We start from the raw sequence: 13,017 nt of genomic DNA on the forward strand, positions 1-13,017 counted from the left end.
CTCATTTCTTGGCGACTTGCGTATCCCGGATCTCGACCACCTTGTCGATTCGCTCAACCAGCTCGGTTCCGCTCATCAAGCCAAAACCAATGGGCATCAATTCGCGCATCGCGGGGCGAACCAATGCAGTAAAGGGAGTTCGGAACTCCCCAGGAGGCAACTTCATGTCCTTGATAACGCGAGCGACCATGCCGTTGTCAGGTCGCGCATCAGGATATTCAGGGATGCCTTGGCCATCAAGGGAAATAGCCAATACTTTGAATCCATACTTTTGCTGGAATTCCCGCAGGATGGGCGCGAACTCGTGGCAATACTTGCAATCGCTACGGAAGACGAAAAAGATGCCATGGGTTTGGGCGAGCCCTCGAATTCGCTGCTCGGCAAGTGACGCACGTTCTTGATCGTGGATCCGCGTTGCGATAGGGGAAGTCGGCCTCCCGCCGTTCAACGTCGCGCTGAACTGAGGATTCGCCCATGCGATGGTGCGCCCGATGTCAGCGAAGTCAGACGACTTCTTGCGCACCTCATACCAAACCGCCAGGAAGTGCTTCATGTTCTCCTCAGTGGGTTCCATGATGGCGATCTGGATGCTGTCGTTCAGCTCCTTCTGCAGGGCCTCCATCCGCACCAGCGCAGGGTGTTTTGGCGCCGACGCAGGCTCCTCTGGCGTGGGCGCTGCTGTGGCAGGCTTCGCCTTTGGCGCAAGTTTCGGATCCTTGTACCAAAACCAGCCGTCCTGGCCACGTTCAATCGCGTGAACCTGTGGCTCCGTCTGAGTCTCCTGCTGCGCCTGAGCCAGCACCGAAGATGCGCATACCGTCAATGCCAAAAGTAGAAACTTTTGCCGCACTGCCTTCAGCATTTCCCGCCTCCGTAATAGCAGCTCGAAGACTTGCTCTGAACTGAATTCTGCGTGGCAGAAACGTCCGGCAGTGTGATCTTCAAGTCCTTGGTGAATTCACTGAAGTCCATTGCAGCGAAGTCCATTCGCTGCAGCTCTTCAATGGACAGCCCCGAGCAGTCAGGGTTTTCCGGAGCAGCCCCCCAGTCGCGGCCTACCTGTGGGCGCCCTTGTTCATGAATGATCCGAACGAGCTTCGAACCAAAGCAGCATGAGTTTTGACTCTTGTGAAGGCAGGCAACCTTCTTTCCCGCGACCTTCAACCACGAATCACAGAATGAGTCGAATGTGTGGCACTTCCCTAGAGCTTTCTCCACCGCAAGTTGTTTTTCCTCCGTGCTGCATCCCAGGGTAGCGATATCAGCAGGCGTGGGATTGACCGGGTCAAGGAAGGAGTCCAGCTTGCAGCAATTCAGGAGACCAATTGCTGCATCCGAGCACTTCTCCTGCTTGCCAACAAACACAATGGGATTGCCCCCGCTGGCACTGAAATCCTTCGATGCCTGCTTCATGGCCTCCAGAATCGCAGCCGACTGATAGATGCCAGTGTTCGGGGTGTATGTCTGGTCATAGCAAGACCCGTTCTCACAGAAGCTCGAACCGCCAGTGCAGGTTGCAGACCCTGAGATTTTGGCGGGCGTGGCCTCGCATTGGTATTTTTCTGTGACGCTGGTGCAGTTGCCATTGACGTCTTTCGAGGCACATGAGTTCCCGGCCACTTGCGCGCAACCCTTGAGAGAGATCGGGTCGCACGTAGAAGAAGCCAGACGATCCCCGCATGTGTACTTGTTGGCCCACTGCCAACACGCTCTGTACACATCAATACCCTTGATGTTCTTGGTTGCTGGCCCATCAATGCACGTGCTGGTGTCTCTGGAGCAATAGCTCTTGTTCTGGTTTGCAGCACCAAGCCCCATCAGCTGGTCCAGAGGCAATGACGGCTGGCCATCAGGTTTCTGAGCCTGAATGTCGATCAGGTTCTCGTAGCTCTCACAGCCAGAGATGCCCTCATACGGTTGCAGTTCCTTCGGCTTCTGGAAGTTCATCACCGCGTCGTATGCCTCACGACCAGGCCATTCGAAGTGAATCGTCTGGTTGCAGTTCCCGTCGCCAACTGGACACCCAAGACCCGAGGTATAGACATTCATGTACTTACAGCCGTCCACCCAGTCAGGAGCCAGGTGCGCAACCACGGTAGGCGATGTCGCGTGTGTCATGTCGGCGAGGAACGATTGCCACCCAATACACGCCCCGTCAGAGCCGTGGGCATAGACGCGGAACTCCATGCGGCCATCCGTCCGCCCTGCTGGACAGACCGCCTGCGCATACATGATGTCTATCCCGTTGCGATAGACAGTCTGTGAAGCGATGATTTGGCCAGGATCACAATTCAACGCGCCCTTGGGCACGACCGTCCTGGTCCTATTGCACGCAGCCTTGGAAGCCCAGAAGTTGAAATTCACTGAGCAGGACATGTCCGTGTAGGTGGCAGGCGTGGTGATCTGAGCGTCCGTCACGTTGCACCCAGAGTAAGCCTTGCTGACGTTCCCCAGAAATGCCATCGGGTTGTTGGCCACGGCCTGACCTTTCAGCACGGGGTCATCGAGCTTGATCGTGCCCTTTGGCACGCTCACCTGAGACTGCTTGATCCCCGCGCACTGAGGATCCTTTGGCTTCGCTCCCTGGCTGGCACACTTGTCCTTCAACGCCTGCGCTTGAGCCGCTGCCGCTTCTGAGTTCCCGTACAAAGCTGTTTCAGGCGGGTTCGGGTTGAATCCCGGCATCGAGCTTTGCAGGCTGCTTGCCGTAGAGCCATTGGAAACGCCATCATTGACGCTTCCCATCATCTTGTTGGCCAGGTTCTTTCCAGAATCGAATTGATCCTGGGTGGCATCCGCCATGGCAAGCCCACTGGTGAGCAGTGCACCGGCATAGATCAGGGCGTAGGCTTTTCTCCAGCTCATTTCAACCTCTGATCTTCCTCAGGTATGACGCTGCCGTGGGTGCCATCTGCTTGTCCTGCAGGCGCACTGCGTCAAGGAAGTCTTCAATGGTGACGTCGCCCACCTGCTTTGAGAAGCTGGCGTCCTTTTCACCGTTCGGCGATGTCAGCACATAGGTAGGAACCGCAGTGACCTGGTATGCGATGAACGACTTGGGATCGATGATCCAGGCCACCTTCTTCTCCTCCAGCACCTGCTGAACTTTCGCGGCAGTCTTCTGCATAGATCTGTCCACGAACCCCCGTATGACAAGAACGGCACCGCAGGCCTGCGCCTGGCTGACAATCCGCTTGATGCTGTCCTCGGGCATCGAAAAGCTGATGAACGCAAGCAACCCACGTGGACGGGCATCCTGATCTTGCGTCGGCGATTTCGGCTTTTGCATGGCCTGGTACTGCTTGGCCAAGGCCTCAAGGTCAAGTCTCGGCTTCTGACCCGCCGCTCCCTGAGGAGCAATATCGATATTGGGCATCACCGGCTTAGGCGCGGCCTGGATAGCGGTATTGCTGGGCATGCGCCACTCCTCTCCCAGAGTTGCGGCGCCCTGCGCCCAGGCATGTGAAGAAACCAGCAGAGCTGCAGCACACGCTGCTTCGAATTTGATGCTCATGAGCGGCCTCAATACGCGCAGCAATTGCGCTTGCGGAAAAGGATGTACGCGAAGTCCTCGCCAGCGATGGGAAACTCCTTGCCGGTCGCCCAAATCGCGGTTGTGCGTCCTAATGGCTGACACCCTGACGTGTAGGGGATCGGGTAGGTCATATTCGACTTGTATGCCCGCTTATCCATGATCATGTCGTTCACGGGACCACATAGCGCCTGCGATCCGTGATACCTCTTTGCCAGGCCGAGTCGGTGCATCTTGGTCAGAAAGCGCTGCATCAAGAGGCTGGAGGCCTGTGCGCCCGAGACGTGGTACTGGACGTGCCCGTTCAATGGAAACAGGGAGCCATTGCACCCAGCACACCAGTACATCTCTTGGATACCGAAGCTCATGTTCGCCATGGCGCAATCAGCAAGACAGGCGAGTTGGGCCACTGGCGTGGCGAAAAGAGCCTCGTCAGGGGCGATCACTGCGGCCAGCTCGTCGTCATCCCAGGATGGATCCAGCTCGGTCATGAAGTTGAGATCGATCCCGCCAGATGATGAGCAGATGCCATCGAAGCCCAGGCCCAGGACGCCCAGCAAGGGCGTCTCATAGACATGCACCTGGTATACCGACCAACCTGGTCCACCGTTGGCCTCGTCACGTAGTCGACCTTCTCGACCGTGGGTTACAGGCGAGCCGCCTGTATCGATGTTGATGCCACCGAGGCTGACCATGCAATACGGGTAGCGAACCACCTCGACGGTGCGCGCAGGCTCCCAGAATCCGATGGACAGGCCTGGAACGGGGAACTTGCACATGCAAATCGGGCTTGGAGGATTCTCAATGTCCTTCTGGCCACCAATCGCGATCTGAGCTGCGCCGATGCTGATTGGAAAGACACACTCCCAGCAAACATCGCTGATCATGTTCATGAACTTGCCACGGCAAAGTGGACTCTTTTCCGTGGCAGAAGCCCCCATGGAGCAGGCCGCTGTAATGACGGCCAGGATGATCTTGGCAATCAGCCGCTTCACGCCATCACCCCACCTGCAGGCAATGCCAGGAGACGCTTCTGCACGATACGGTCAACCGGCGTTTTCCATCCAAAGACGAACCCAGGCGCGACCATCACCATGATGGTGACCGAAAAGAGCACAATCGCTGACCAATTGGTGAAGTCTGTCCTCAGGCCCTCAGCCCCCACGGCTTGAGCGTACTTCGCGAACGCTTCCGCCATGCTCTGCATATTGCGGCCTGCGGGATGCTGGCTATAGATGCCCATGGCGACCCACAGAGCAAGCGCACAGCCAAGGATCAAGGCGAAACGCGCCACAAGCCAGGTCATCAGCGATGCCGGTTCGATGAGCCACATTTCGGCCTTCGTCCCCCTCACTGCCTCTCGCTGACGATGCACACGTTGGAACTCTTCAAAGAATGCTGGATCCCAGCGGCGATAGAAAGCAAGCCTGATCTTCTCGACAATCGAAAACGGGTTGAGTTTGGGCATGGATGTGTCCTCAAAGGCCTGCAGGAACTTCAGTGATTCGAATGCGCTTACCGTCCTGTTCAACCCAAGCCGGGACGTGGGTGATACCAAACGTGGAAACGTAGATCCCGTGCTGGTCAAAGTACACAGGCCACTTCCATCGCCGCGACAACTCAAGCGGCGCACCGTTGGTCAGTACCACCCTGACGGCATCGCCCTTGTCCTCCACAGCGGCACGCGCCAGGCGAACTTGCTTTTCGTCCTGGCCGTCGATAAACAGCCATTTCCGCTTCAGCGTGACGTAGTCCAGAGGGTTCTTTCGTGTCCCAACAGGAACGATGATGGCGCCACGGCCATCAACGATGTTCTCTTCCACGACGACAGTCGGGTCGTACCAGAAAACCTTCTTCTTGAAGGTTGTTGTGAGTCCTGACACAGGTGTCGGGTGCTCAATCACGTTCATTGCTCTGCGCGAGTACTCCTGCTGGATCTTCTGCAGCTCCCCCGTCGCCTCCTTTTGCTTCAGGGTGTTCGTGATGTCCTGTAGCAGGTCTGGCTCGGCAATCTCATATACCGGCCCAGCGCGCCCGAGGTCTTTCGCCTGAGTCTGGCCACACGACCATTGCGCAACGATGAGGACTGCAACAGCGACTATGCGAGGGGTCATACAGCCACCTCACCAGAGCTTGATAGCACGACCGATCACCGCCGACTGCGGCACCAATCCCAGGACTGCATAACGCGAGTCCAAAGCGTCTTTGTGCGGGGCGAAGGCGTATACATAGCCAGGCGGGATAACGCCTGGCTGTGACGCCTCAAGGGGGATGCCGCCCAGGGAGTGGGTCTTTGCAGTGCCCAGAGCCTTCCCGTCAATGGAGAAATTACGCCCTTCTCGCTCCACCTTGTCGCCAGGAACGCCAGCCAGATACTTGACGAACACCTCGCCCTTACGATGGTTGCCAAGCTCTGGTCCGCTGTACGCGAAAACGAAGAGATCCCCCTTGTGTGGTGGAACCCCCTTCTGCACGAGTGCCATCGTTGCCCCCACGCTCTCGGTCACCACCCAGGCCAGAGCAAAGTGCTGGCTGAAGGTCCAGACCATCAGCAGGCCGATGACGGCGTAAGGAAGGCGCTTGCGGGCCTTCGGTGCCCGATCTGCCCACCAAGCAGACAGACGTTCACGGAATGAACCTTCAGCGGTGGCAATCATCTCCGTCGTCATGCTCACAGCCCCAGCTTCTTCATCACGACTTTCGTGTAATCGGGCATTTGCTGAGATGTGCTTGCCCCGTACATGACACCGCCTTTTGCAAGCAGTACGCAATCACAGGTGTTCGCGACCTCTTCCACATAGACCCCCACCTTCTCTGCCATCCGAACATCAAGGCCCTCGGCCAATGCTTTGGCCGCAGCCTCTGGCCCCTGCGACTTGTTCTTGGCCATCACATCGTCCGCAATGCGCGTTTGCATGGCCTTGTAGATGGCACCCACATCGATGACGGCCAGCCTCGGCAAGCTGGCCAGCTTCGGTTTGACCGCTACGCGGTCGTAGGCAACCATGGTGATGGTCGAAGCCACGAATGCGATCATGGCCATTTGAATGATGTGTCGTGCTGTCATGCGAGCCCGCGTTCCCTCAATACGTCTTCAATGGCTGCGTCAACATCCATGCCAGCTTCAATTCGCGTGTCGAGAGGCACGTTGTCCTCCGCACGGTTCGAGAGAAGCAGACCAGTTGCCGGATCGATGAATAGCCTGAAAACGCCTGTGTAAATTGGTGATTGGACGTACCACTCTTTGTATACGTTTTCCTCCCCAGCAAGCGACCCCAAAAGTCGTTTTAATCCTTCGTCCATTACGAACTTTTCGCTCTTGGCGGCTGCTGCAATCGATTGCTTGGACTGGCGCCCCAGGAAGATGAAGTCGGACTGGTTGAAAACTGACTCGCCTGCGACTGATGCGTAGTAGTGGTCGATGCTTTGCGTCGCTGTGACTGCTGAGCCGTGGTACTTACGAACCCGCAAATAGAGCTTTTCAATGAACTCGCTCATCGCCTGGTCGTTAGGCCCGTTGCCTGCGAGGGCATCCTTGGCTTCGTCCATGATGAACATCTTGCGCGAGGTACGCTCCATCAGCATCTCTTGCGTGATCTGGTAGAGCAAGATCATTTCAATCACGCCCTTGAGGTGCTGATTGTTTGACAGGTCTTCCAGCTCAAAGCAAACGAAACGACTGTTCATGTTGAGAGTGGATTCACCCTCAAAGAACTGTTCGTACGGCCCGCCCTTGGTAAACGGTGCGAGCATGTAGGCCATATCAAAGAACCGCTGCTGAACCGGCTCACCCTCGTATAACGCACCCTTCTTGTAGCGGAGGTAGACATCCGTCACGGTCATCTTCGGATTCTTCTCGTACTCTTCCTTGATGACGGTCGCGAGTGTGGCGTAGACCACTGGGTCCAGCGGGTGCGTAGGGGAAGCCATCTTGGCCAGCACTGGCTGGAGCATAGCCACGTCGTCGTTGATGCCGCCGCACAGTTCGCCGTCGACCATCACTGGCTTGGTGACCATGGAAAAGGGGTTGATACAGACCTTCGACGCGCTGTTGAAGCGTATGAACTGCCCATTTGCCCGCTTCGCGATCCGCTCAAAGCTTCGCCCCTTTTCAAAGACACGCACTCGGGTGCCAATTGACCAGTAGGAAGAGGCAATTTCCTGAAGGAGCGTGGATTTCCCTGAGCCAGTAGAACCGACAACCGAGATGTTTTTCCCGCCGATGCGGTTATCCCAAAAGTCGAAGGTGACCAGCTGCCCGCGTCGACCTACGCCAATCATCACCGGGGTTTCACTGCCCTTCCCTTCAGCCAGGACTGGTGCGAGGTGTGTAGCGTTGCCAGAAGTCTTAGGCCACATACGCGACAACGCCTTCATCTCCATTGCGAATCCGCCTGTCAGGCGCATTGGCATGCAGGAGAGGAAGGCCTGGCGCTGCATGAAGCCGTCAACCATGATCTCGAAGTTGCGCTTTCTCCAGACCTCGCGCACGGCATTGGTGGCCCGTGTCAGTTGCTCAGGCTTAGCGAACAGTACAACCTGGTGATACGCATTGAGAAGCTTTCCGCCACGAGTCACCGCACGCAATGTGTGCTGCCACTCTTTGGCCTTGTCGCTCATCGAAGGCGACAACTTGGCGAAGTCAGTCTTTGAGTCGGCATCCGCCTTGGCCGCGTTCGTCACTGCAGCGGACTTCTCAGCTGCCTGATCAGGGACGTGACAGCCCATGACCACCAAGAACGGGCAAGGCACCTGAAGAGACGTCTCGAACATGTCTCCGACCACAGCCCCCATTTCCCAGAGCCCAATGGTCTCTGGGTACTTGTTGGCCGACATCGTTCTGATGCTCAGATGGTTGGCGTCGTTGCCCAGCTGTCGGAACTGGATCTGCGTGGGATCATGCCAATTGGTGTACGTGTCAGGGAACACGATCTGCTCGTTGATCTGCCGCATGTCGTCGTATGTCGCGAACACGCGTTCACCCAGCAGGCGACCAGGGTTAACCAGGTCAGCGCACCAGTTGATGAGATCCGCGGCATCCCACACCTTGTGAGCAAAGCCTGCTGCGGTAAGTGTGGCGCTGATCTGGTCGCGCAAATTGAGCAAATCCTGCAGGTTGCGCGTGTCAGTGGTACTGCCAGGCAGTGTCAGCGACAGGACCAGCCTGAAGTTGCGGATCATCAAGGGGGCACCACGGGTAATTGAGCCTGTGGCGCCCTTCATGAGGTGCTGTACGCGGCGGCGTGCAAGCACGCGACCCAGGTTCTGGTTTCGTGTCGGACGACCTGCGCTCAGATTGCGATCAGCGATGTCCTCATCTTCCGATCTCATCGTCGCGTACTGGATCAGCTTGTCCTTGATGTGGGGATGCGCGAACATGCCGATCTGGATGCAGGCATCTGTCGGCAATGCCGAGAACAACCCTTTGAGGCTGTTTGCCATGTCCATATCTGCCCCTGTTTGGGGCAGAAGCTCCATGCACCATCCGATTGAATCAATGTTCTTGAAGACCTGCTCGTTCTTCATGAACACCCGATACGGCAACCAATTGCCGAATCGCACCGAAGGATCACTCGGGTCAATTTCGCCCGGTATTTCGTACTGGGAGGGTTTCGATGTCGGTTCTGGCTCTTCCCCGCCCTTGGTGACCTTTGCGATCCACTCGTTGATGGCGCTGAGCATCAGTTACCCCCTTGCTGACCTTGAACCATCTTCATGGTCTCCGCGAGGTTTTGCAGGGTCTGAGGCAGAGCCTGAGCACCAGCTGCGCCTACTGCACCAGCGCCGATGGCTTGAGGGGCCTTTTTCAGCTGTCCTGCGGCACCAGCACCAGCCTGCGTGTTGACGCTTGTACCTGGAGGCTTAATCGGCGTGTCTCGATTCGCGCCACCTGGCGTTGCAGACGAGATTCGTGCAGGCCCATATTCATCTTCGACTTGTCGAGCGTTATGCTCGATCAGCCAGCGCCCTGGATTCACAACGAGGTAGACCTTGCTCTCCTCGTTCAGATCGCCCTCGTCGTCCTCCCACCACGCAGCCCAAATGCGGATGGTCTCCGGTTCAGATCGAATCGCACCGGGAGCCAAGGCGTAACCCCGGCTACCGGGGACGCCAATCTTGGCCGTCCCGTACTGCTGCGACTCTCCAGAGGATTTCTTGCCATCGTCTTCTGAGCGGGTCTTGGTGTGCTGACCTGGCAGGTTGTTCGCTCTCAGGTTGGCCGAGATTCCCGCCATAGAAGTACACATCACGCCGTCCGGCGCCTTGCATCGAAACCCATTGTCAGCATTGAGTCCGCTGAGGCCCCCAGCACAACCAGTCAGGCCCGCTGCAATCAGGAGCGCGGCAGTCCCGGCGCGGTAGTTCGTTTTCATGATCTAGATCCTTCCGACGATGTCCTGTTGATCAGCGCAGCGACACGTTTTGTCGGCTGTTGTTGAGCCACGCGTTCAAGGCTTGCAAACCCATAGCCCCCGCTTGCACACGGCCATCGCCTGAGATGATCGTGGGCGTTGCCTGGATCCCGACAGCCGTGGCCATGCGTGCCAACTCGCCCGTTGGAGCTGTACACCCTGAACGCTGCTCAGGCGCCACGCCAACCAGCATCCACTTCTTGTAAGCATCCAGCTTGTCTTTGCTGCACCAGATGGCGGCGGTCTTCAAATACGAGTCGTCGCCCAGGAATGGAACAACGAACGTGTAGATCGTCACGTCAGTGAGCGCCTCGGTGCTACGCTCAAATTGCTTGCAGTAGCCGCAGTTGGGATCAGAGAACACGTACATCACGCGCTGACCGCTGCCTCGCACGGTTTTGATTGCCAGCGCCTTGTTGAGCTTGGACAAGTCAACACGTCCGCCGTCCTCTTGCGCGGAGGCACCCACCTCGTCTTTGCGTTGGGCAGTCAGATCCTTTCGTTCTCGCGTGTCAAACACGTTGCCGAAGAACCAGTACCGACCGCTATCGTCCATGTAGACGACGTTGGTGCCCATGGTGACCTCAAACAGGCCGCTCACAGGGGCCTCGACCACGGACGTGAACTTTGTGTTCGGGTACTCTGCCGTGAGCTTTCTCTGAAGCGCCATGGCTGCGGGCGATTGCTTCGCTTCTGCGAAGGCGGCATTTGCTGCAAGCGTGGCAGTCAGTACCAAGGCAAGCTTGGTTGCGAATTTCCTGATCATTCTGTGTTCCTTCTTCCGGTTTACTCGGCGCCGTTCGCCTGCAAGTCCACATAGGCCTTGCGGGCGTCTCGGGCCACGTATCGCCCAATGCTTTGCGAGACGCTTGGGTCGCCGTTACCAAGGTCAAGCGTAGCTTCCAAGTTCGTGCCCTGCATGATTGCGATGTCCACAAATCGACCTGCGTCGATTTCGATCACAGGGAAGGTCTTTTCAGCCAGCGTGATGTAGTAGTTCGCCAGTCGATCCATAGCTCGGCCAGCACCCATTCCCAGCGCTGAGTTCATGACATCCTTGGGTGTGGTACCAGGCGTTGCCGTTGAACCCAGCGGGCTGGTCGAAACGGTGACAGACTGCTGTGCAAACGCTTGGCCAATGCCAGAGGCAACACCAGACAGCAGAGCGTTGGCCAGCAGCTGCCCTTGCTTGGACACCAGCCGACCGCGAACCCCGTTCTTGCCGTCGTCGCCGAAGACATGCCCGTACAGTGGTGCCTCGATTGCTTGGCCGAACCTGTTGATGCAGTTGATGGATGACGTACGCAGGTAGGCCCGCTCAGAAGAGACATCCCCCCACCCACCAGCGACCACAAAGCAACGCTTCACGTTCTGTCGGAATCCATTCGGCAACTCCGCAAAGTCAACGATCTCCAGGAGCGTTGGTACCGATGCAGAAGGAGAGTTGCTCTGTCCACCTGTAGGCGCATCAAGCCCCCCCAAGAGAACTGCCCGGACGTGCCCGACAGGAAGGTATGTAGAGCCTGTAGCCTTTTCCTGCTTGCCCGACGTACCCCCCTGCGCAATGGCTTCTTTGCTTGTCACCGAAACGCGAATGATTGAAGGCTCGCGTACTTCCTTGACCGTCTCCTGGCGCCCATCGTCGCCCGACGCGGTTGAACCGTCGTTCGGAGCGCCGTTTGGATAGCCCTTCAAGCTCCCTGGAGCAGGGATGTCGGATTTCGGCTGTCCTTTCAGGCCTGGTGCAGTCTTGGTTGCTCCTTCAGCCACAACAGGGCGTACGTTCAGCGGCCCTTCTTCCTCAGCCTTGTCCTTTGCTGCTGCTGGAGTTTCCTTGCCTTGCTCTCCACCTGGCACAGTCTTCGGGTTCGCTGCATCCCCAAAACGCTCTTTGAACATGAGTTCGAGCTTGTGCTCCAGAGCATCAGCGCTGTCCTTTTGCGCTGTTGCATACTCGTCCATGCGCTTTTCAAGCGCATTGACCTTGCGACCAGATCCCCCCATCCAGAGTTCTTGATCAGTAACCGCATCACCAGGCAATTCGGTTAGCTTTTTCTCCTCTGGAACGACAACCTTGCGCTCGGGCTCTGTGCCGCCCACCATCGCCATCGCCGTGATAAGCAGGCCCAATACGGCAAAGCCGCCCATGGCCATGTTGACCTTTTGCTTGGTGCGCGTAGGCAGTGTCGAATAGACTGGGATTGCGAACTTAGCCATGTTCACTCCCCTTGAAGACGTTGGCGGACGACGTATACCTCCGTCGATTCGCCCGGCTGCAGGTCGTGCACGCGGATCGACACGCCAATCACACCCTGCCGATAGAACTCGCGTTCGTCCATGACCAGCGGAGCATTGGAGACATTGGTGAGGTTGAACCTGTCCCCCACCCATTCCTCTCCTACCCACTTCTCCACCAGCACGAACTTGGCTTCTTTCCAGAGGCCGACCTCTTCACCGGCAGGCACCACTTCCATGTTCGCTGGCTGCTGGCGCGACACCATCGCAAGCACAAATGCCTTCAGCTTGCGGATGTGGCTTGAAGACTTATCCGTCTGGATTTGATCTGGAACGCTTGTGGCTGGAGCTGGCTGTACCGAAGCCTTGCTCCCCTTCGCAAAGTTGATAGCCAAGCCTTTGGGCTCAACAATGATGGTGTCGCCAGGAATGTCTTCCGGCATCAGCAGAAGCGAATACTTACCGCGTGTCGTCTTCAGCGTGATCTTGACTGGGCGCAGCGTGCCTTTTTCGCCTGGTTTCGCGCCTGGCGTGGGCTCCAAGCCGAATGAGGTTGGCTGCACGTAGATTTCGCCGTCCTCGGAATCCTTGTCCAGAGTCAGGCGACCTTGCGGGTTCTTTTCCTTGTCGAAAAAGTCGCCCACCACGTCAAGGATTTTCGAGCCTTCCACCTTGATCCGCGTGTCGTCCTTGATGGAGATTTTGACCATGGTCGAATCGCCATCTCGCGCAGGGACGAATTGCGCGGCTTGCGAAGCACCTATGGTGCCGAAAACGGCGAAGGCTACCGCCCACGCCTTGAATGCAAGGCGTGTCTTTTGAGTCGTATGCGTCATC

13 protein-coding genes are annotated in these 13,017 nt (G+C 57.3%); all 13 read right to left on the reverse strand.

Going from position 1 to position 13,017, the window contains the following annotated elements:
- Nucleotide 1: 1 nt before the first annotated feature.
- The 13 genes from JY96_RS22660 to JY96_RS21445 are packed head-to-tail and all read right to left on the reverse strand — an operon-like array spanning nt 2 to nt 13,016.
- Nucleotides 2–862: a conjugal transfer protein TraF gene (locus JY96_RS22660; protein WP_052163010.1), complete on the reverse strand. Its 861-nt coding sequence runs from the start codon at nt 860–862 to the stop codon at nt 2–4.
- Complete coding sequence (locus JY96_RS21390; RefSeq protein ID WP_035044182.1) at nt 856–2,865, reverse strand: conjugal transfer protein TraN; 2,010 nt, start codon at nt 2,863–2,865, stop codon at nt 856–858. The genes JY96_RS22660 and JY96_RS21390 overlap by 7 nt, the downstream gene beginning before the upstream one ends.
- 1 nt (nt 2,866) lies before the next feature.
- Complete coding sequence (gene trbC, locus JY96_RS21395) at nt 2,867–3,514, reverse strand: type-F conjugative transfer system pilin assembly protein TrbC (RefSeq protein ID WP_052163011.1); 648 nt, start codon at nt 3,512–3,514, stop codon at nt 2,867–2,869.
- Between the two features lie 8 nt (nt 3,515–3,522).
- Nucleotides 3,523–4,527: a TraU family protein gene (locus JY96_RS21400; RefSeq protein ID WP_035044184.1), complete on the reverse strand. Its 1,005-nt coding sequence runs from the start codon at nt 4,525–4,527 to the stop codon at nt 3,523–3,525.
- Nucleotides 4,524–5,000 (reverse strand): hypothetical protein, encoded by a 477-nt coding sequence (locus JY96_RS21405; protein WP_035044186.1) that lies wholly within the window; start codon nt 4,998–5,000, stop codon nt 4,524–4,526. The genes JY96_RS21400 and JY96_RS21405 overlap by 4 nt, the downstream gene beginning before the upstream one ends.
- A gap of 10 nt (nt 5,001–5,010) precedes the next feature.
- On the reverse strand, nt 5,011–5,646 hold the full coding sequence (traW, locus tag JY96_RS21410) for a type-F conjugative transfer system protein TraW (protein WP_035044189.1): 636 nt from the start codon (nt 5,644–5,646) through the stop codon (nt 5,011–5,013).
- Between the two features lie 9 nt (nt 5,647–5,655).
- Complete coding sequence (locus tag JY96_RS22665; protein WP_052163013.1) at nt 5,656–6,201, reverse strand: S26 family signal peptidase; 546 nt, start codon at nt 6,199–6,201, stop codon at nt 5,656–5,658.
- A gap of 2 nt (nt 6,202–6,203) precedes the next feature.
- On the reverse strand, nt 6,204–6,599 hold the full coding sequence (locus JY96_RS21420; protein WP_152606690.1) for a hypothetical protein: 396 nt from the start codon (nt 6,597–6,599) through the stop codon (nt 6,204–6,206).
- Nucleotides 6,596–9,214 (reverse strand): type IV secretion system protein TraC, encoded by a 2,619-nt coding sequence (gene traC / locus JY96_RS21425; RefSeq protein WP_052163014.1) that lies wholly within the window; start codon nt 9,212–9,214, stop codon nt 6,596–6,598. Before traC ends, JY96_RS21420 begins: the two co-directional genes overlap by 4 nt.
- Entirely contained in the window at nt 9,214–9,906 is a 693-nt protein-coding gene (locus JY96_RS22670; RefSeq protein WP_052163015.1) for a TraV family lipoprotein, read from the reverse strand. Before JY96_RS22670 ends, traC begins: the two co-directional genes overlap by 1 nt.
- A gap of 31 nt (nt 9,907–9,937) precedes the next feature.
- Nucleotides 9,938–10,711 (reverse strand): DsbC family protein, encoded by a 774-nt coding sequence (locus JY96_RS21435; RefSeq protein WP_035044193.1) that lies wholly within the window; start codon nt 10,709–10,711, stop codon nt 9,938–9,940.
- Between the two features lie 20 nt (nt 10,712–10,731).
- The gene (locus tag JY96_RS22675) at nt 10,732–12,162 is read right to left on the reverse strand and encodes a TraB/VirB10 family protein (protein WP_052163017.1); all 1,431 of its coding nucleotides are present in this window, start codon (nt 12,160–12,162) and stop codon (nt 10,732–10,734) included.
- Between the two features lie 2 nt (nt 12,163–12,164).
- Nucleotides 12,165–13,016: a type-F conjugative transfer system secretin TraK gene (locus JY96_RS21445; protein WP_035044195.1), complete on the reverse strand. Its 852-nt coding sequence runs from the start codon at nt 13,014–13,016 to the stop codon at nt 12,165–12,167.
- Between the last annotated feature and the right edge of the window lies 1 nt (nt 13,017).

The organism is Aquabacterium sp. NJ1, assembly GCF_000768065.1.
Taxonomy (GTDB): Bacteria; Pseudomonadota; Gammaproteobacteria; order Burkholderiales; family Burkholderiaceae_C; genus Aquabacterium.

Coding starts and splice junctions, on each gene's coding strand:
- JY96_RS22660 (WP_052163010.1), bottom strand. CDS start 862: ATGCTGAAGGCAGTGCGGCAAAAGTTTCTACTTTTGGCATTGACGGTA.
- JY96_RS21390 (WP_035044182.1), bottom strand. CDS start 2,865: ATGAGCTGGAGAAAAGCCTACGCCCTGATCTATGCCGGTGCACTGCTC.
- trbC (WP_052163011.1), bottom strand. CDS start 3,514: ATGAGCATCAAATTCGAAGCAGCGTGTGCTGCAGCTCTGCTGGTTTCT.
- JY96_RS21405 (WP_035044186.1), bottom strand. CDS start 5,000: ATGCCCAAACTCAACCCGTTTTCGATTGTCGAGAAGATCAGGCTTGCT.
- traW (WP_035044189.1), bottom strand. CDS start 5,646: ATGACCCCTCGCATAGTCGCTGTTGCAGTCCTCATCGTTGCGCAATGG.
- JY96_RS22665 (WP_052163013.1), bottom strand. CDS start 6,201: ATGACGACGGAGATGATTGCCACCGCTGAAGGTTCATTCCGTGAACGT.
- JY96_RS21420 (WP_152606690.1), bottom strand. CDS start 6,599: ATGACAGCACGACACATCATTCAAATGGCCATGATCGCATTCGTGGCT.
- traC (WP_052163014.1), bottom strand. CDS start 9,214: ATGCTCAGCGCCATCAACGAGTGGATCGCAAAGGTCACCAAGGGCGGG.
- JY96_RS22670 (WP_052163015.1), bottom strand. CDS start 9,906: ATGAAAACGAACTACCGCGCCGGGACTGCCGCGCTCCTGATTGCAGCG.
- JY96_RS21435 (WP_035044193.1), bottom strand. CDS start 10,711: ATGATCAGGAAATTCGCAACCAAGCTTGCCTTGGTACTGACTGCCACG.
- JY96_RS22675 (WP_052163017.1), bottom strand. CDS start 12,162: ATGGCTAAGTTCGCAATCCCAGTCTATTCGACACTGCCTACGCGCACC.
- JY96_RS21445 (WP_035044195.1), bottom strand. CDS start 13,016: ATGACGCATACGACTCAAAAGACACGCCTTGCATTCAAGGCGTGGGCG.